Genomic DNA, 17032 nt, shown 5'->3' with positions numbered 1-17032 from the left:
CAAGCTCCTGGCGACAGCCAGTTGATCAATCAGTGTTGCGACGACCTCTTGACTTCACCATCGGCGCCGGGCCCTTCTCTACTGGTGGGACCGTCATGTCCGGCCCTGCAAGGACAAAGAGGCGAGCAGGCCAAGGATCAGCGAAGGCATCCCGTCTTCGACATCACCCGCACCATCCAAGGCCAGGACGGCCGCACCTACGACTTGCTACGCCGCATCGCGAACCCGCCGCAAGTTCGCCTCGTCGAACGCCGTCTGACCTTGTCACCAGGCGCGCCCGTGTGATCATGCGGGTACCGACCAGTGCGAAGCCGCAGACTTGGCGGCCGGAGGAGGCGGGCCGTGGAAGTACTGGCGCTGCGGAACCACGCTGCGTCCAAGATCAACCTAAACACCCGCAACGCCGACGCCGGCTCCGTGCTCGACACTGAGACGAACCTGCTCACGCTCAGTGAGAGCCGCCCATGCCCCCGCGATGGACCCGCAGCACCCGCGAACCGGCAAGGCCCGGTCCGGAGCGCCGACAGTTGGACAGCGGAGAATCGCACGTCGTCCCACAGCTGCTCTGCTCGGCCGTCCTCCATCACAGTAAGGACCCGCGATGCTTCCCCTCTCCTGAAGGCTCCCATGTGGGCGGGTGCCAGAGCACACCAAGCTGCGCCCTGCTGGAAGCCGCCAGCGCGCGGGGCTTGCCCTGGAGCGGGGGCGCACGCAGGAACGCCCACCAGCCGCCCTCCCCCGAAAGAGGGAGACGGCTCAGGAGCGTTCCCACACCCACCCAGGCCCGCTGGCTACCCGGTGCCCTTGGGCCAGAAGTCGTCGCCCATCGGAGCCACCCCACCGCCCCTAGGCCAGGGCTCCTCACCCATCGGGGCTACCCCGCTGCCCTTGGGCCAGAGTTCGTTGCTCGCAGGGGCCGCCCCACCACCCCTGGGCCAAGGGTCCTCGCCCATCGGAGCCACCCCACTGCCCCTGGGCCAGGGGTCGTCACCCATCGGGGCCACCCCACCGCCCCTGGGCCAGTGCTCGTCGCCGGCGGCGGGGCCTGCGGTCAGGGCGAGCCCGGCCACCGCTGCGACGGCGGTGACGGCTGCGGCGGCGGCGATCCGCCTCACATGTTCGATCATCGAAACGAAGCCTTCCCTTGCTGCCGGAGATCGGTCCAGGACAGTTCACAACGCGCCGCCACCGCCTGTCGCCCTGTTCCAGCCTGAGCCGGAGGAAAGCTTGCAGGTCGGCAAGGACCTGTTCGGCCTGGACGAGTCCCAGGTCCGCCTCCACCAGGCGCTCATACGCCACCCCGTGCTGGTCATGGCCGTCTGCGCGGTCACCGCCGCCGCAGCCCGGCACCGACACTCAAGCCACCCGCCCCGACGAAGCACCGCCCGAGGAACCCGGCCTCGTTCCGCTGACGGTCGCAGAGATCCGGCGCCTGTTCAACGCCGTCACCAGCCGCCCCTGGAACAGGCTGCTCACTGGTCAGCCTGGCGACGCGGCCATCAAGCATGCGCCCGCTGGTTCCGTCACCGAGCCCGCCTGACGGCCGCATATCCAGCTCGACCAAGAATCTCGAAACGGCCTCACCAGGCACAGTGCCGAACTTCGTGGGAATTCCGCGATTACCACCGGGACCCCCAGGGGGTGGGACGGTTGTCCGGGCCGGGGATCCGATCTTCTTGTCGCCGGACTTCCAGGTGGATACGCGCCGGTCGCGGCGCGTCAGGGCAGAGCCGGTACGGCAGGCGGGGAGTCGGTCCAGCCGACCTGGATCAGCGTCTCGTCGATGGACATCTCCGGGAACGCCTTGCCGTCGAGCGTGGCCCTCTGGTCCCGTGACAGCAGCACCATCCTGTCGGTGTCGACGGTCAGCCTCTCCCTGACCACGGTCGCCTCCTTCCCCTTCCCGCTCGACCTGTCGATCACGACGGCGGCGCCCGACCTGCCCAGGCTGTCCTTCGCGGCGCCTCCGGCGCGGACGCCCGGCAGCCTCAGCAGGGCCTGGTAGGCCGCGGCGCGGACCTCCTTCGGGGCGGGGACGTCGTACAGCAGCGCGGGCAGGGTGTACCGGAGCCAGCCGGGGAGGTCGCTCTCCCGGCTGGCCTGGCCCGCCTTGGTGAGCCAGTCCTTCAGCCGGCCCGGGTCTGCAGGCAGGCGCTGGACCTCGTCGTACGTCAGCCACTGCTGCGCGAACCAGAACTGGCTCGGTTCATTCGGCCTTGGGCCCACGCTGCCCTTGGCGGGGTGAGCGGACAGCTTCACGGTCTTACCGTCGATCGACTCGCTCCACGTGGAAGGAGAGCCGTCGCGCCGCCACGCCTTCTTGTCGGCAGCGGTCCCCGGCAGCGTCGCCAGCTCGCGGTATCCGAGCCAGGCCCTGCCGTCAGGGGCGCTCCACTGTTCCTTGATCTCCTGCTGGACCAGCGAATAGGGGTGCGCCTTGGTGCCGAATCGCCGGGGATGGGTGGACGTCGACATCGTCCTGGTGTGCCAGTAGGCCCCCTCGGGAGGAGCGGCCGCGAGGGCCGGCGGCGCGCTCAGGACGGTCGCGCCCACGGCCGCGGCGACGCCGAGAACGGTCAGCCGGCGGGCCGGCGCGGTCGGGAAAGCCATCAGGTTGCTCCATCGATGAGAAGTCACGACCATCCATACGCCTGGGCCGCTCGAAGGGTTGCCCGCGAAATACTCTGCGCGGTATGGGCACCCGTGCCTGCCGCGACAACCTCGAACCCTACCTGCGGCGCGTCATGATCAACTCCGCCATCGGCCGCGCCCGCCGCCGGGCGATCCTCAGCATCATCCGCGAGCACAGCCCACCGGAGACGTTGCGAGCCATTTACTCAGAGTTACTTTCTCATTACCATGAGTAGGGTTCGAAGTGAAGCCAGCTCGCCCGACCGGAGGCCGTCGCATGTCCATGCCGCTGACCGAAACCAACCTCGCCCTAGTCTTCGCGGCGCTGGACACCACCGGCGACGGGCGCCTGAGTGCCGCTGATTTCATCACGCGCGCCGACCAGATGTGCGCCGCCCTGGCGCCTGATCCTTCCTCCGCCTCCCACCAGTCCGTCCAGCAGGGCTTCGCCGCCTGGTGGGAGCACCTGCGCGCCGGCGCCGACGTCGACCAGGACGGCTCGGTGAGCTCCGAGGAATACCTGGCCACGGCTGGCACCCGGGCCGCGGACACCGGCGAGGACCTTGCCCGGGTGGTCCTCGCCCTGGCCGGCCCGCTGTTCGACGCGGCCGACACCGACGGCGACGGGACCATCTCCCGCCCGGAGTACGTCCGGTTCTACACGGCCCTGAACCTCGACGGCAAGATCGGGGAGGATGCCTTCACCCGGCTCGACATCGACGGTGACGGCTCGATCTCCCAGCAGGAGTTCTTCGGGGGCATCCGCGCGATCTTCACCAGCAACGATCCCGGCGACCCTGGCACCTGGATGCTGGGCGGCGCGCCGTCGTCCTGACCGATTGCCCGGCCGCTTCCCCACGCGACCCACGAGTGTGAGGCGCGCCGGGAGAAGCGGCCGCCCTGCGGTCACTCCCCCGTGAAGTCGAAGCGCGGGGAGGCCGGGGTCAGGATCGTGTGCTTCGGGGTGACCGGCCAGAGGGTGTTCAGGTCGTCGGTGAGCGTGGTCACGAGGGACCCGATGTCCTCGGCCGCCGTGTCGTGCAGGGCCTCGGCGACGATCAGGACGTTCGCCGTGGTGGCCTGGACGGCTGAAAGGCCGCTCTGGCGGTTGGTCCAGCGGCGGGCGTGCGCGCGGCCCTCGGCGTCGGCGAAGATCACTTCCTGGGCCGGCGGGTGTTCTGTCTCGCCGGAGAAGGTGAGGTACGTTTCTTCGCCGGTGGCGTACCTGACCTCCACGAACTGCATGATCCTGGAGACGTCGAAGACCGCGATCGGGATGGCGTAGGCGATGGAGATCGCGTTGCACAGGTCGATCAGGGGGTGGAGGCGCGGGAGGGCGCCTTCCTTGCGGAAGCGGCGGAGCAGGGACTCCGAGGCGCATCTGTACTGGGTCGGTTTGAGGCCCATCGCGGAGAACGTGCGGCGCCAGGCTTGGATCTCCGGGAGCTCGCCCTCCGAGGCGGTCGCCAGTCTGGCGGTGGCGCGGCCGGCGTAGGCGGCGATCCGGGCGTCCGGGGTGACGTCCGCGGTGATGCCCTCGGCGTAGATGACTGCGGGGACGAGCTGGGGGAAATCTCGCCAGATGTCGCTGGAATGCTGGAAATGCATGGGCTTCACTCCGCGAGACGGCCTGGGAATCTGCTGCTCTGGAAGCCTATAGCGTGCGCTTGAGGCGGTAGAGGACGTGGCGGAGAATGGGGCTGTCCCGGGGCACCCTGGGGTGGTCGAAGTCCTCGGCCGGGTCGCGCGTCATGCCGAGCCGCTCCATGACGGCCCGCGACCGCGTGTTCCGCACGGCCGTCATGGAGATGATCGCGTCGAGCCCGGCCTCCTCGAACGCGTACCGGACGGCCCGCCTGGCCGCCTCGGTCGCGTACCCGTGGCCCCACGCCGGCTGCGCCAGCCGCCACCCGATCTCCACCGCCGGCAGGAACGGCGCGTCGAACGTCTGCAGCGCCAGCCCCGTGAACCCGATGAACCGCCCGCTCTCCCGCTCCTCCAGCGCCCACAACCCGTAGCCGAGGGAGTCGAACTGCTGCTCGATCCGGTCCGCGAAGGAGTCGCTCTCCTCGCGGGTCATCAGGCTGGGGAAGTGTCGCATCACCTCGGGGTCGGCGTTCATCTCGGCGAAGGGGGCCCGGTCCGCGTCGCGCCACCGGCGCATGATCAACCGCTCTGTGTCCATCCGGCCAACATAGTGGCGGGGTTCACAACACTCGGCTGAGGAACGCCTTCGTACGCGGGCTGCTCGGGTTGTCCAGGACCTCGGCGGGCACGCCCGACTCGACGACCACGCCGGCGTCCATGAACACCACCCGGTCGGCCACCTCACGCGCGAACCCGATCTCGTGCGTCACCACGATCATGGTGAGCCCGTCCTCGGCCAGGCCCTTCATGGTGGCCAGCACCTCGCCGACGAGTTCGGGGTCGAGGGCGCTGGTCGGCTCGTCGAACAGCATGAGCTTGGGCCGCATGGCCAGCGCCCGCGCGATCGCGACGCGCTGCTGCTGGCCGCCGGAGAGCTGGCGGGGGTAGCTGCCCGCCTTCTCCTCCAGGCCGACGCGGCGCAGGAGCGCGTGCGCGCGTTCCCTGGCCTGGGCGCGCGGCTCACCGCGGACGCCGACGGGCGCCTCGATGACGTTCTGCAGCACGGTCATGTGCGGGAAGAGGTTGAACTGCTGGAAGACCATGCCGATCTCCCTGCGCTGGCGGGTGATGTCCTTCTTGTGCAGGTGCCTGACCTTGCCGCCGGACGCCTGGAACCCGATCAGCTCGCCGTCCACGTGGATGGCGCCGCCGTCGATGGTCTCCAGGTGGTTCACGCAGCGCAGGAACGTGGACTTGCCCGACCCTGACGGGCCGAGGATGACCACGACCTCGCCGGCCTTCACGTCCAGGTCGATGCCCTTGAGGACTTCGAGGTGCCCGAAGTGCTTGCGTACGGCGCGGGCGTGCACCATGGGGACGCTCATGAGGTCACCTCCGGGGAGGTACGCCGGCGGAAGGCCGCGAACGCCCAGAAGCCCTGCGGGGCGTTCCTGGTGGCCCCACGGGCGTAGTGGCGCTCGATGAACGACTGGCCGACGTACAGGATGGACGTGATCACCAAGTACCAGACGCAGGCGACGATCAGCAGCGGGATGGTCTGGAACGTGCGGTTGTAGATGGACTGCACGGTGTACAGCAGGTCGGCCAGCGCGATGACGCTGACCAGCGAGGTGGCCTTCAGCATGCTGATGACCTGGCTGCCGGTGGGCGGGATGATGAAGCGCATCGCCTGGGGCAGCACGATCCTGCGGAAGGTGCGGGCGTCGCTCATGCCGAGCGCGGCGGCGGCCTCGCTCTGGCCGGGGTCCACCGACATCAGGCCACCGCGGATGATCTCCGCCATGTACGCGCCCTCGTTCAGCCCGAGGCCGAGGATGGCCGCGAGCAGCGGGGTGATGAGCACGTTGGTGTCGGCGGTGAGGAACTCGGGGCCGAACGGGATGCCGAAGGAGATCTCCGGCAGCAGGTACGACAGGTTGTACCAGAGCACGAGCTGCACCAGCACCGGCGTGCCACGGAAGAACCAGACGTAGAGCCCGCAGGCGCCGCGCGCCACCGGGTTCTCCGACAGCCGCCCGATGGCCAGCAGCACCCCCAGGATCACGCCGACGGCCATGGCGATCACGGTCAGGAGCAGCGTGGTGAAGATGCCCTGGCCGATGAGCTGGGCGTTGACGTACCGGCCGACGACGTCCCACTGGAAGTTGGGGTTGGTGACCAGCAGGCTGACGAGCTGGGCGGCCAGCACGAGCAGGATGATGGAGGCGACCCAGCGCAGCGGATGGCGGGTGCGCGCGGCCCCCGCGACGTCGATCTCGGGCGGTTCGGTCATGATTTCGCCAGGTTCACGCCGACCTGGTCCAGCTTGTTGTCGGACGTGCCCCACTTGGCCATGATCTTGTCGTAGGTGCCGTTCTCGATGAGCTTCTGGAACCCGTCCTTGAGCACGTCACGCAGCGGCGAGTCCTTGCCCACGACGGCCCCCTGGAAGAGGTCGTCGAACCCGTTGGCCTGGCCCTTGCCGGCCAGTTCGAGCTTGCCGCCGGCCTGGCCCACGAAGTACGTGAGCGGCGCCTGGGAGGAGAAGAACGCGTTCGCCCGCCCGGAGCTGACCGCCAGCACGGAGGTCGGCTGGTCCTTGTACGACTGGACGTCGATCTTCGCCTTGCCCTCCTTGACGCACGTCTGGGACTGGCCCTTGATCACCGCCTCGGCGGAGCCGCCGGCCATGACCGAGATCTTCAGCCCGCACGTGTCGGCGACGGAGCCGATCTTGTCCGGGTTGCCCTTCGGCACCGCGAAGACCACGTACTCCTTGACCCAGTCCACGAAGTCGTTGGCCTTCTGCCGGTCGGTGAAGTCGCCGACGGGCCCGATGGCGAAGTCGTAGCGCCCGGAGGCGATGCCCGTCAGCGAACTGGGCAGGCCGTCCACGGTGACGTGCTCGATCTTGACGCCGAGCACCTGGCCGAGCGCCTCCGACATGTCGGCCGCGGCGCCGGTCAGCGATCTGCCGTCGGCTCCGGCGATCTCGTAGGGAGGGAACGAGCCGTTGTTGACCGAGATGAGCTTGCCGGCCTGCTTGACCTTGTCGGGCAGCCGGTCGTGCAGGGCCTGGTCCTTGGTCTGGGCGGCGGCGCTCTCCCCTGGCTGCTGGGAGTTCAGCACCCCCTCGGCCTCTTCCGGGTTGGCTCCGCAGCCGGCCAGCACGAGGGCCGCGCCGAGCAGGGCTGCTGTCGCGTATTTAGGCATGTGGTTCCAATCGCGGGTCCACGGCGAAGCGCCGGTTCTCGAGGACGGGCAGGGTACGGCGGGCGCTCTCCAGCTCGTCCGCCGAGGCGTCGGCCCACAGCAGCCCGGGCGCGTCGCCCAGGCGGGCCCGGGTGATGCCGAGCGGGTCGACGACCATGCTGGCCCCGATGTTGCGGCGGCCGCACTCGCCGGAGGCGGCCACGTAGCAGGTGTTCTCCAGGGCGCGGGCGGTCACCATGACCTCCCAGTGCCATTCCTTGGCCGGGCCGCGCACCCAGGCGGCGGGCAGCGCGATCACCTGGGCGCCCTGGTCGGCCAGGAGTCTGGCCATCTCGGGGAAGCGTACGTCGTAGCAGGTCATGAGGCCGACCCGCCAGCCGGCGACGTCGATCACGACGGGCGCGTTCGTGCCGGGGACGACGTTGTCGGACTCGCGCCGTCCGAAGGCGTCGTACAGGTGCAGCTTCGTGTAGGTGGCGACGATCTCCCCGCCCCGGGCGGCCACCAGCACGTTGGAGACCCGGCCGTCGCCCGCGGGCACGTGCACGCCGGCGATCACGGTGGTCTCGGAGCCGCGCGTGCGCTCGACCAGGCCGGTGACGAACGGCCCGTCCAGCGGCTGGGCGGCCTCGCGGATGCGGGTGGGCTCGTCCACGAACAGCGAGAGCGCTCCCTCGGGCAGGACCAGCAGGTCGGCCTGCCCGGCCACGGCGCTGTCGATGAGCTCCTGGCAGGTCTTGAGGTTGTCGGTCCAGTTCTCGGCTGACGCGAACTGTCCTACGGCGATTCTCATGCGGCGAAGACCTCCTCGGCGGCGATGCGGCGGTTCGAGATTCCCTGGGCGTGCAGCTCCTCGCAGAAGGCCGCGACCATGGGGGCGTTGGGTTCGGTGCCGTACGGCATCCAGTCCTGCCCGAACGTCCTGGCCGTCGCGGTCAGGTCGTCGAGCAGCCAGGGCGTGGTGTCGGTGAGCAGCCGCCGGCGGGCCAGCCAGTGCCGCTTGGAGCGGTCGAAGAGCTCCGTCACGGCCTGCGGCAGCCACGGGTGGCGCTCGACGCTCTCGCGCTTGAGCGTGACCAGGTGGATGCCGGGCACGAAGCCGGTCTGCCGGTAGTAGTCCAGCTCGGCGGCGCGGTGGTCGGGCAGCAGGTGGCGGAAACGACTGTCCGGGGTGAAGAACTCCTCCGGCATGAACGGCGTCATGATCGCGTCGTACCGGCCGTCCGCGAGCCCCTCGGCCAGGCCGTCATCGGTCAGCGAGACGTTGTCGGGGAACGGCACGGGCCCGACCCGGTCCTTGCCCGTCTCCCCGGCCACCAGCGGCCCGACCGTCCAGGTGATGCCCGTGATGTCCACCCCGGCGTCGCGCAACAGCGCCCTGGTCCAGGTGTTGCCGGAGTCCGGCCACCCGGTGAGCCCGATGCGGGCCCCCTTGAGCTCCTCCAGCGAGCTCAGCTCACTGTCCCGGCGCACGAGCACGCACCGGTGCCGGAACCCCCGCATTACGAACACGGGCAACCCGACCAGCCGGTCATCACCGGCGGCCCGTCCCAGCACGTACCGGCTGAAGGAGGTCTCACCACCGTCGACGCCGGGCTCCTTGAGCACGTCGGGCGTGACCGCCCTGGAGTCGATCTCGAGCTGGAACCCCTCGGGCCGCACGACCCCCGTCACGATCGGCACAAGATGGTCCCAATCCCGCACAGCAAGGCGAAGATTCGCCACAAAACCCCCCAAACGGTATCTATTTGCCGTTAATTGTCAGAAACCTTATGTTCAGGGAGACAAGCAACACAAGACGATCTTTGTTGCTGAACAAAGTTTTATAGGGGGCAAAGTGGACGCGGCTTGGCTGGCGCAGCGCATCGCGGATCCGAGCGCGCGCGGTATCGCCGCCGCCCTGACCGACCTGATCAGGCAGGGAACGGTGACCGCGCAGACGCGTCTGCCGACCGTGCGCGGCCTGGCCAGGGAGCTCGGCGTCAGCTCGGGAACGGTCGCGGAGGCATGGGCCGAGCTGCGCAAGCACGGCATGATCAAAACCGACCGCCGCCGGGGCACGGTGGTGCTCGGCCCGCCCAACGTGCCGCGCCCCATCCGGTATGAACGCCTCGGCCACTGGGGCGACCGCCTGGCGATCGACCTGACCATCGCCTCCCCCGACACGGCCCTGCTGCCCCCGCTGGAGTCCGCGCTGATCGCCGCCTCCCGGGCCGAAGGGCTGAACGACTACGCCCGCGAGACGATCACGCCCCGCCTGCGCGCCGCCGTGGAGCCGTCCTGGCCCTTCCCCGCGCGGAGCTGGCTCGCGGTCGGCGGCGGGTACGAGGGCGTCCAGCTCCTCTGCCAGACCACGGCCCTGCCGGGCGACAGGATCGCGATCGAGGAGCCCACGGGGGCGCGGCTGCTGGACATCCTGGAGACGATCGGCGTCCAGCTCATCCCGGTCGCCTGCGACGAGGACGGCCCCCTCCCCGGCTCGCTGGCCGAGGCGCTGCGGGCCAGGCCCGTGGCGTTCGTCTACCAGCCGCGCGGCCAGTCCCCCTGCGGCCACGCGGTCACGCCCGAGCGCTCCACGGAGCTGGCGGACCTGCTGGAGCCGGCCAAGACGCTCATCGTCGAGGACGACGGGATCGGCGAGTTGTCGGTCTCACCGATGGTGAGCATGGGGGCGCGCTTTCCCGACCGTACGGTGCTGGTGCGGTCGTACTCCAAGTCACACGGCCCCGACCTGCGCATCGCGGTCATCGGCGGGGCGGCGGACGCGGTCGAGCGGGTACGCGTGCTGCGCAGCTTCGGCACCGGCTGGACCAGCAGGATCCTGCAGGACGCCCTGGCCCACCTGCTCGGCGACGCCGCCGTGCGCGAGGGCGTCGCGCACGCCAGGCAGGTCTACGCGGACCGCCGCGCGCGCCTGGCCGCCGAACTGGCCACGCGCGGGGTGCGTACCGGCGGCAGGGACGGCCTGGCGCTCTGGGTCCCGGTACGCGACGAGGCGGCCGCCCTGGTCACGCTGGCCGCCCACGGCATCTCCGTCGCCCCGGGCAGCCGCTACGTGATCGACCCCGTGCCCCACCACCACCTGCGGCTGGCCACGGCCCGGCTCACCGACGACCCGGAGGAGTTGTCCGCGCTGGCCGACGTGATCGCGCTGGCGGCGGGCCGGCGGCTCAGCGCTTCGACTTGATCCCGGTGATGCGGCGGAACACGTCCCACCAGAACGGCGCCCCGAACAGCAGCGCCACGTACGTCAGCAGGAAGCCCGGCCAGTGGCTCGGCGTGCTGACCCGCCCCCACCACGCGCCGCCGTTCCACTCGAAGCCCGGGTCGCCCTCGGCCGGGATCGACACGCTGACCATCGCCTGGCCCATCATCCTGACCAGGGCCGGCTGGCTGAGCACCTCGGTCACGCACGGCACAGGATCGCCGCCTGTGCACTGTTGCTGGAGCGCGTCATAGGCCTCCGGCCCCGACACGGCCGTCACCGAGGCGCGGTAGGCGTTGTCGCGCAGCAACGTCTTGGCGTACTCGAAGCCGTCCATCGAGAACAGCAGCGTCACCGCGATGCCGAGCACGGCCACGACCCACTTGACGTAGCGCTTGTACAACATGGACAGCCGCTGCATCTCGCCGTCGAACCAGCTCTCCACGCCCTGCCTGAACCGGTCGAGGTCGCCCTGCGCGCTCTCCCACACGCCCTTGAGGTGGCCGTACAGGGGGCTGTCGATCTTCTGGAGCTTGGCCAGGAACTGCGGGACGTCGTTCTCCGCCGACGCCAGCTCCATCACCGCGACCGAGAACCGCGCGGGCGGGATGTTGGCGATGCTCGTCCTGCCCCGCTTGCCGTGGTCGATCTCCCTGACCCGCTCGTACAGCAGCTTGATCATCGAGTCGCCGGTCCTCGTCTCTGGCACCTCGCCGGGCTTGGAAGGCGAGGGCAGCTCACTGTGCCGGGGACGGGGGTCGCGCAGGAACGGCAGCACCCTGAACACGCCGAGCACGCTGGCGGGCAGCCAGGAGCCGGTCTTCTTGTCGGCGCCGTCCATGGTGTCCCTGAGGTAGGCCCACAGGAACTTGCTGCGGATGGCGAGCACGCGTACGGCTGCCTCGTTGAGCCCGCTCACCAGCAGCGACAGCAGCAGGAACGCCACCACCAGGCCCAGGGCCAGATCCACGTATACGGATAACACGCGGCATTGATACACCCACGGGGCGTAGCGGCGCAATCATGAAGCGCCGTAGAAGACGCGGTCCACCACCTTGCGGGCCCGCCGCGTCACCCGGCGGTAGTCGTCGAGGAAGTCCTCGGAGCCGTCCGGCGGGTAGCCGAGGGTCTGGGCGAGCAGCTTGCGCTCGCCCGAGTCGCGCGGCACGCTGTCACCCGGCCGGCCCTTCACCAGCATGATCGCGTCTCTGATGCGGGAGGCGAAGCGCCAGGCCTCGGCCAGCACCACCTCGTCGGCCGTGCTCAGCAGCCCCTCGGTCACGGCCGCGCGCAGCGCCTGCAGTGTACGGGGGGTGCGCAGGGACGGCAGCGTGCCGGCGTGGCGGAGCTGCAGCAGTTGCGCCACCCACTCCACGTCGGACAGCCCTCCCGGCCCGAGCTTGGTGTGCAGGGCGGGGTCGGCGCCGCGCGGCAGCCGCTCGGCCTCCATGCGGGCCTTGAGCCGCCTGATCTCCCTGACCGCGTCGTCGGGCAGGCCGTCCCGGGGATAACGCAGCTCGTCGATCATGGACGTGAACGCCGCCCCGAGCGCGGCGTCGCCGGCCGAGAACCTGGCCCGCAGCAGCGCCTGCGACTCCCACGGCGACGACCAGCGCCCGTAATAGGCGCGGTAGGAGGCCAGCGTGCGCACGAGGGGCCCCTGGCGGCCCTCGGGGCGCAGGTCGGGGTCGATGATCAGGGGCGGGTCGGGGGCGGGCAGCGACAGCAGCCTGCGCAGCTCGTTGGCCACGGCGAACGCGGCGTCGGTGGCCTCGCGCTCCTCGACGCCCGGCAGCGGCGAGTGCACGAACATGACGTCGGCGTCGCTGGCGTATGAGCACTCCATGCCGCCGAGCCGGCCCATGGCGATGACCGCGAAGGAGGTGACGCCCCGCGCCTTGGCGAGCGCGGCGTCGAGGGCGGCCTGCAACGTCACGTCTGTGAGCCGCGACAACGCGGTGCCGACGGTCTCGATGTCGATCAGGCCGGAGATGTCCGCCACGGCCGTGCGGAACAGCTCCCTGCGCCGCAGCGCGCGTACGGCCGCGACGGCGGTCTCCGGGTCGCCCGCGTGCCTGGAGACGGCGGCGGACGCCTCGCCGAGCAGCGACTCCGGCGTGCGCACGGCCAGCTCGGCGTCCGAGCCCAGCATCGCGACCGCGTCTGGTGCGTGCATGAGCAGGCCGGTGGCGTAGCGGCTGGTGCCGAGCACCCGCGCCATCCTGGCGGCCACGGCGGTCTCGTCGCGCAGCAGCCGCAGATACCACGGCGTGCTGCCCAGCTTGTCGCTGACCTGCCGGAATCCCAGCAGAGCCGCGTCCGGGTCGGGCGTGTCGGCGAACCAGCCGAGCATGACGGGCAGCAGCGTGCGCTGGATCGCGGCGCGCCTGGACACCCCGGTCGCGAGGCTGGCGAGATGACGCAGCGCGCCCGTGGGATCGACGTAGCCCAGCGCCTCCAGCCGGGCGGCGGCGGCCGTGGTCGACAGCCGCGCCTCCGACTCCGGCAGCCGCGCCACGGCCTGCAGCAGCGGCCGGTAGAACAGCTTCTCGTGCAGCCGCCGCGCCTCCATCGCGTGCCGCCGCCACCGAGCCGTGAACTCCCCCACCGGGTCGGCCTGCATGCCCAGAGCCCGCCCCAGCCTGCGCAGATCGGCCTCGTCGGTGGGCACGATGTGGGTGCGCCGCAACCGGTGCAGCTGGAGCAGGTGCTCGACCCGGCGCAGGAACGTGTAAGCCTCCGCCAGGCCCCGCGAGTCGTCGCGGCCCACGTATCCGCCCCTGGACAGCGCGCCCAGCGCCGGGAGCGTCGCCCTGCGGCGCAGCAGCGGGTCGAGCCTGCCGTGCACGAGCTGCAGCAGTTGCACCGCGAACTCGATGTCACGCAGCCCGCCAGGGCCCAGCTTGAGCTGCCGCTCGCCCTCGGCGCGCACGTGCGACTCGACGCGGCGGCGCATGGCCTGCACGTCCTCGACGAAGTGCTCGCGGGTGGCCGCCGCCCACACCATCTCGTTGACCGCCTCGACGTAGGCGGCGCCCAGCTCCAGGTCGCCTGCCACGGGCCTGGCCTTGAGCAGCGCCTGGAACTCCCACGTCTTGGCCCAGCGGTGGTAGTAGGCGAGGTGGCTGGCCAGCGTGCGCACCAGCGGCCCGGAGCGGCCCTCGGGGCGCAGCCCGGCGTCCACCTCCCACAACGAGCCCTCGGGGGTGGTCGCGGTGCAGGCCCGCATCATGGCCTGGGCCAGCCGGGTGGCCGCGCGCAGCGCCTTGGCCTCGTCGGCGCCCTCCCGCGGCTCCGCGACGAAGATCACGTCCACGTCGCTGATGTAGTTGAGCTCCCTGGCGCCGCACTTGCCCATGCCGATGACCGCCAGCCGGACATCGTCGGCCCCCACCTCGGTGCGGGCGATGGCGAGCGCGGCCTCCAGGGCGGCGCCGGCCAGGTCGGACAGCTCGGAGGTGACCTTCTGGAGGGTGGCCTGGCCGGTGAGGTCGCGCGCGGCCAGGTGCGTCAGCCTGCCCCGGTACGCCACCCGCAGCGCCGTCAGCGCGTCGGCGGCGCCCCTGGGCTCGCTCTCGTCCGGTTCCGCGCCGACGGCGCGCAGCAGCTCGGCTCTGGGGTCGCCGAGGCTCTCCTCCGCCAGGAGGGCGACCTGGTCAGGGTGGCGTACGAGGTGCTCGCCGAGAGCGGCGCTGACGCCCAGCACGGCCAGGAGCCTGGATCTGAGCAGCTCGTCGCGGCGGAGGGTGTCGAGGACGGCCGGTTCGCGCTCGATCAGCCGGGTCAGCGAGATCAGGGCCAGGTCGGGGTCTGCCGCGTCCACCAGGGACTCCAGGACGTCGTCCAGGTCGGCTTCCGACTGTCGGACGAGCTGGGCGGCCCTGGCGCCGTCGGCGAAGCCGAGCTTGGCGAGCCGTGCGGCGGTGGATTCGATCCTGGGCACCCCTCCATCTTGACAGCTCTCTCACGAATCGCCGTAACATGAAAACGCAACGTTGCGTTGCGTTTTGCGATCCATCGGGAAGGTGGAGGTCTGGTGACGGGCTCTTTGGACGAAGGCGGGGCGCGCTCCCGCCGGGCGGGTCCTCGCGCGGTGGGTCCTCGCGCGGTGGGTCCTCGCGCGGTGGGTCCTCGCGCGGTGGGTCCTCGCGCGGTGGGTCCTCGCGCGGTGGGTCCTCGCGCGGTGGGTCCTCGCGCGGTGGCGGCGGTTGCGGCGCGCGGCATGCGCGGGGAGACGGGGCGGGTTCCCGCGGGGGTGGCGTGGGGGCTGCTGGCCGCCTGGGCGGTGCACGACGCCGAGGAACTGGCGACCATGGCTCGGTGGGTACGTGCGGCGCGGCCCCGGCTGGAGGAGCGTTTCCCCGGGGTGCCGTGGGAGCGGCTGGAGGTGTCGCAGGCGCACGTCAACGTGGCCATCGGGCTCATGGGCGGGGTGATGGCGGGGGCCGCGGTTGCGGGGGCGCGTACGGGCGGGCGGAGCGCGGTGTTCCAGGCGGCGCTGGCCGGGTTCGGGGCGCACGGGGTGGTGCATCTGGCGCAGGCGGCGCTGGCACGGGGGTACACGCCCGGCGTGGTGACCGCGCCCGTCGTCGTGATCCCGTACTCGGTGTGGGCGTGGCGGCGGTTGCGGAAGGCGGGCGTGCCGGCGCGGTCAGGGCAGGCTCATCTGGTGGCGCTCCCGCTGGTCCTGGCGGGCGTGCACGCGCTGGCGCACGCGATCGTCAAGCGGCGCGAGCGCCGACCCTCCCCCAAGCACCGCTAGCACCAGCCTTCGCGCACCCCGTCAGGTGCTCGTTCTCACCACGTCGGCGAACGCCTGCGCGACCGGGCGCCAGGTTGTCACCAGCGCTTGCTCGGCGGCCTTGACGCCGGCGTTGAGTTCCTCGGCCGTGTCCAGGCCCGAGTCAGCCGTCCAGGAGGCGAAGATCTCCGGTGTGGCCTCCGGGTGGAACTGGACGGCCCAGGCGGCCTCCCCGAGGCGGTAGGCCTGGTTCGGGTACTGGGCGCCGGTCATCAGCGGCACCGCCCCGTCGGGCAGCCGCGTGATCGCGTCCTGGTGGTACTGGACGGCCACGGCCCGGCCATTCCCCGAGGACGGCCGGCCGGAGCCGGCCGGGCACCGGTCGGTGCCCGACAGGAGCCGGTCGGTGGCGGCGGCGGGGAGGGCGAGCACGTCGCGGGCGCCGATCTCCAGGCCGTTCGCGCCGCGTTCCACCGTTCCGCCGCAGGCCAGGGTGAGCAGTTGCGCCCCCAGGCAGATGGCCAGCGTGGGCGTGGCGTCGTCCACGGCGCGGCGCAGCAGGTCGCGGGTGGCGGGCTGCCAGGGGCTGCGCCCGTCCTCCCAGGCCGCCGCCGCGCCGCCGAGGACGATCAGTCCGTCCGCCGCCCGCGAAGGGATCTCCTCCCCCAGGTACGGCCGCACGACCTCGCAGGACAGGCCCAGCCACCCGGCGAGGTACCCGAGCCCGGCCTCGGCCTCGTGTTCGATGACGGTAATCCGCATGTCAGTAATTATCCGGGCAAATCGTGACCCCTATTTCCACCCCGCCTAAGCTCCGCTCATGAGCGTCGAATTCGATGAGGTAGACGGCCTGCGGATCGCCACCTTCGGCACGGGACCCCGCACGATCATCGCGGTCCACGGGATCACCGCCTCCCTGATGGCCTGGGGCACGGTGGCGCGGCGACTGCCGGACGACTGGTCGCTGGTGGCCATGGACCTGCGCGGACGGGGCCACAGCGCCTCCCTGCCCGGCCCGTACGGGCTCCCGAGGCACGCCGACGACGTGCTGCGCGTGGCCGAGCACGTCGGGGCGGGTGAGGACGCGGTGCTGACGGGGCATTCGATGGGCGCCTACGTGGCAGTCCTGGCGGCGGCGCGGCGCGACTTCGCCAGGGTCGTGCTGGTGGACGGCGGGCTCCCGCTGCCACCGCCCGAGGGGATGGACGCGGAGGCGACCCTGGAGGCCATGCTGGGCCCGGCGCTGGCACGGCTGCGCCAGACCTACCCCTCCCCCGAGGCGTACGTCGCCTTCTTCAAGGCGCATCCGGCCTTCGAGGGCCACTGGAACGCCGACGTGGAGGCGTACGTACGTTATGACCTGACCGGACCCGAGGGCGCGTTGCGGTCGCGGGTCGTCGGGGAGGCGGCGCTGGCGGACGGGCGGTGGCTGCCCCTGGAGACCGAGCCGATCTCCGCCGCGCTGGAGGCGATCACCGCGCCGCTGTTCCTGCTCAGGGCCCCGCGCGGCCTGCTCAATCAGGAGACGGGGATGCTGCCCGACGACCTGGCCCTGCCCTGGGCCGCCCGGTTGCCGGGGCTGCGGGACGAGGTGGTGCCGGACTGCAACCACTACACGATCCTCTTCGACGAGCGCTGCGCGGACGCCGTCGTGA

Annotated in this window: 18 protein-coding genes and 1 pseudogene; 7 read left to right on the top strand and 12 right to left on the bottom strand. The window is 71.2% G+C overall.

All coding sequences use genetic code 11. From position 1 onward, the window contains the following. The coding region (locus tag ACFPZ3_RS22315; RefSeq protein ID WP_379516129.1) for a hypothetical protein at positions 1 to 285 on the top strand (285 nt) is incomplete at its 5' end. A gap of 506 nt (positions 286 to 791) precedes the next feature. Here the strand turns inward: ACFPZ3_RS22315 and ACFPZ3_RS22310 are convergent. Next, positions 792 to 1127, bottom strand: coding sequence for a hypothetical protein (locus ACFPZ3_RS22310; protein ID WP_379516128.1), 336 nt, complete (start codon positions 1125 to 1127; stop codon positions 792 to 794). 91 nt (positions 1128 to 1218) lie between these two features. On the opposite strand from ACFPZ3_RS22310, the pseudogene ACFPZ3_RS70310 reads away from it, so the two are divergent. Continuing rightward, a pseudogene (locus tag ACFPZ3_RS70310) lies at positions 1219 to 1539 on the top strand (IS701 family transposase); the annotation flags it as partial. Positions 1540 to 1719: 180 nt separating this feature from the next. Here the strand turns inward: ACFPZ3_RS70310 and ACFPZ3_RS22305 are convergent. Then, the gene (locus tag ACFPZ3_RS22305; RefSeq protein ID WP_379516127.1) at positions 1720 to 2610 is read right to left on the bottom strand and encodes a hypothetical protein; all 891 of its coding nucleotides are present in this window, start codon (positions 2608 to 2610) and stop codon (positions 1720 to 1722) included. Between the two features lie 83 nt (positions 2611 to 2693). Between ACFPZ3_RS22305 and ACFPZ3_RS22300 the strand changes: the two genes are divergently transcribed. Together ACFPZ3_RS22300 and ACFPZ3_RS22295 are read left to right on the top strand one after the other, a co-directional pair. Further along, positions 2694 to 2867, top strand: coding sequence for a SigE family RNA polymerase sigma factor (locus ACFPZ3_RS22300; RefSeq protein ID WP_379516126.1), 174 nt, complete (start codon positions 2694 to 2696; stop codon positions 2865 to 2867). A gap of 41 nt (positions 2868 to 2908) precedes the next feature. Continuing rightward, positions 2909 to 3466, top strand: a complete 558-nt coding sequence (locus tag ACFPZ3_RS22295; RefSeq protein ID WP_379516125.1) for an EF-hand domain-containing protein — start codon at positions 2909 to 2911, stop codon at positions 3464 to 3466. 71 nt (positions 3467 to 3537) lie between these two features. On the opposite strand, the gene ACFPZ3_RS22290 is transcribed toward ACFPZ3_RS22295, so the two are convergent. Genes ACFPZ3_RS22290 through ACFPZ3_RS22260 form a run of 7 tightly spaced genes read right to left on the bottom strand, consistent with a single transcriptional unit; the run spans position 3538 to position 9114 of the window. Beyond that, on the bottom strand, positions 3538 to 4239 hold the full coding sequence (locus ACFPZ3_RS22290; RefSeq protein ID WP_379516124.1) for a B3/B4 domain-containing protein: 702 nt from the start codon (positions 4237 to 4239) through the stop codon (positions 3538 to 3540). A gap of 46 nt (positions 4240 to 4285) precedes the next feature. After that, a complete protein-coding gene (locus tag ACFPZ3_RS22285) occupies positions 4286 to 4816 on the bottom strand; it encodes a GNAT family N-acetyltransferase (RefSeq protein ID WP_379516123.1) in 531 nt (176 codons plus the stop codon). A 22-nt stretch (positions 4817 to 4838) separates the two neighbouring features. Then, positions 4839 to 5603: an amino acid ABC transporter ATP-binding protein gene (locus ACFPZ3_RS22280; protein WP_379516122.1), complete on the bottom strand. Its 765-nt coding sequence runs from the start codon at positions 5601 to 5603 to the stop codon at positions 4839 to 4841. Further along, positions 5600 to 6511: an amino acid ABC transporter permease gene (locus tag ACFPZ3_RS22275; RefSeq protein WP_379516121.1), complete on the bottom strand. Its 912-nt coding sequence runs from the start codon at positions 6509 to 6511 to the stop codon at positions 5600 to 5602. Before ACFPZ3_RS22275 ends, ACFPZ3_RS22280 begins: the two co-directional genes overlap by 4 nt. Then, positions 6508 to 7431, bottom strand: coding sequence for an ABC transporter substrate-binding protein (locus ACFPZ3_RS22270; protein WP_379516120.1), 924 nt, complete (start codon positions 7429 to 7431; stop codon positions 6508 to 6510). The genes ACFPZ3_RS22275 and ACFPZ3_RS22270 overlap by 4 nt, the downstream gene beginning before the upstream one ends. Beyond that, positions 7424 to 8224, bottom strand: a complete 801-nt coding sequence (locus ACFPZ3_RS22265; RefSeq protein ID WP_379516119.1) for a deaminated glutathione amidase — start codon at positions 8222 to 8224, stop codon at positions 7424 to 7426. Before ACFPZ3_RS22265 ends, ACFPZ3_RS22270 begins: the two co-directional genes overlap by 8 nt. Beyond that, positions 8221 to 9114: a substrate-binding domain-containing protein gene (locus ACFPZ3_RS22260; RefSeq protein ID WP_379516118.1), complete on the bottom strand. Its 894-nt coding sequence runs from the start codon at positions 9112 to 9114 to the stop codon at positions 8221 to 8223. Before ACFPZ3_RS22260 ends, ACFPZ3_RS22265 begins: the two co-directional genes overlap by 4 nt. 154 nt (positions 9115 to 9268) lie before the next feature. Between ACFPZ3_RS22260 and ACFPZ3_RS22255 the strand changes: the two genes are divergently transcribed. After that, entirely contained in the window at positions 9269 to 10618 is a 1350-nt protein-coding gene (locus ACFPZ3_RS22255; protein WP_379516117.1) for an aminotransferase-like domain-containing protein, read from the top strand. Here the strand turns inward: ACFPZ3_RS22255 and ACFPZ3_RS22250 are convergent. Both ACFPZ3_RS22250 and ACFPZ3_RS22245 read right to left on the bottom strand, forming a co-directional pair. Next, complete coding sequence (locus ACFPZ3_RS22250; protein ID WP_379516116.1) at positions 10602 to 11621, bottom strand: hypothetical protein; 1020 nt, start codon at positions 11619 to 11621, stop codon at positions 10602 to 10604. The two genes, ACFPZ3_RS22255 and ACFPZ3_RS22250, sit on opposite strands and share 17 nt — an antisense overlap. A 36-nt stretch (positions 11622 to 11657) precedes the next feature. Continuing rightward, positions 11658 to 14579 carry a bifunctional [glutamine synthetase] adenylyltransferase/[glutamine synthetase]-adenylyl-L-tyrosine phosphorylase gene (locus ACFPZ3_RS22245; RefSeq protein WP_379516115.1) on the bottom strand — a complete coding sequence of 974 codons (2922 nt, stop codon included), beginning with the start codon at positions 14577 to 14579 and terminating at the stop codon, positions 11658 to 11660. Between the two features lie 255 nt (positions 14580 to 14834). Here ACFPZ3_RS22245 and ACFPZ3_RS22240 point away from each other — a divergent pair, with 255 nt between their 5' ends. Continuing rightward, a complete protein-coding gene (locus ACFPZ3_RS22240; RefSeq protein WP_379516114.1) occupies positions 14835 to 15398 on the top strand; it encodes an HXXEE domain-containing protein in 564 nt (187 codons plus the stop codon). 21 nt (positions 15399 to 15419) lie between these two features. Here the strand turns inward: ACFPZ3_RS22240 and ACFPZ3_RS22235 are convergent, their stop codons facing one another. Then, entirely contained in the window at positions 15420 to 16139 is a 720-nt protein-coding gene (locus ACFPZ3_RS22235) for a type 1 glutamine amidotransferase (RefSeq protein WP_379516113.1), read from the bottom strand. Between the two features lie 58 nt (positions 16140 to 16197). Between ACFPZ3_RS22235 and ACFPZ3_RS22230 the strand changes: the two genes are divergently transcribed. Then, positions 16198 to 17032, top strand: an 835-nt coding sequence (locus tag ACFPZ3_RS22230; protein ID WP_379516112.1) for an alpha/beta fold hydrolase, incomplete at its 3' end; no start/stop codon positions are given.

This window comes from Nonomuraea insulae (genome assembly GCF_042656245.1).
The sequence above is the reverse complement of the archived record's forward strand: the minus strand, read 5'-3'. Positions and strand labels throughout refer to the sequence as shown.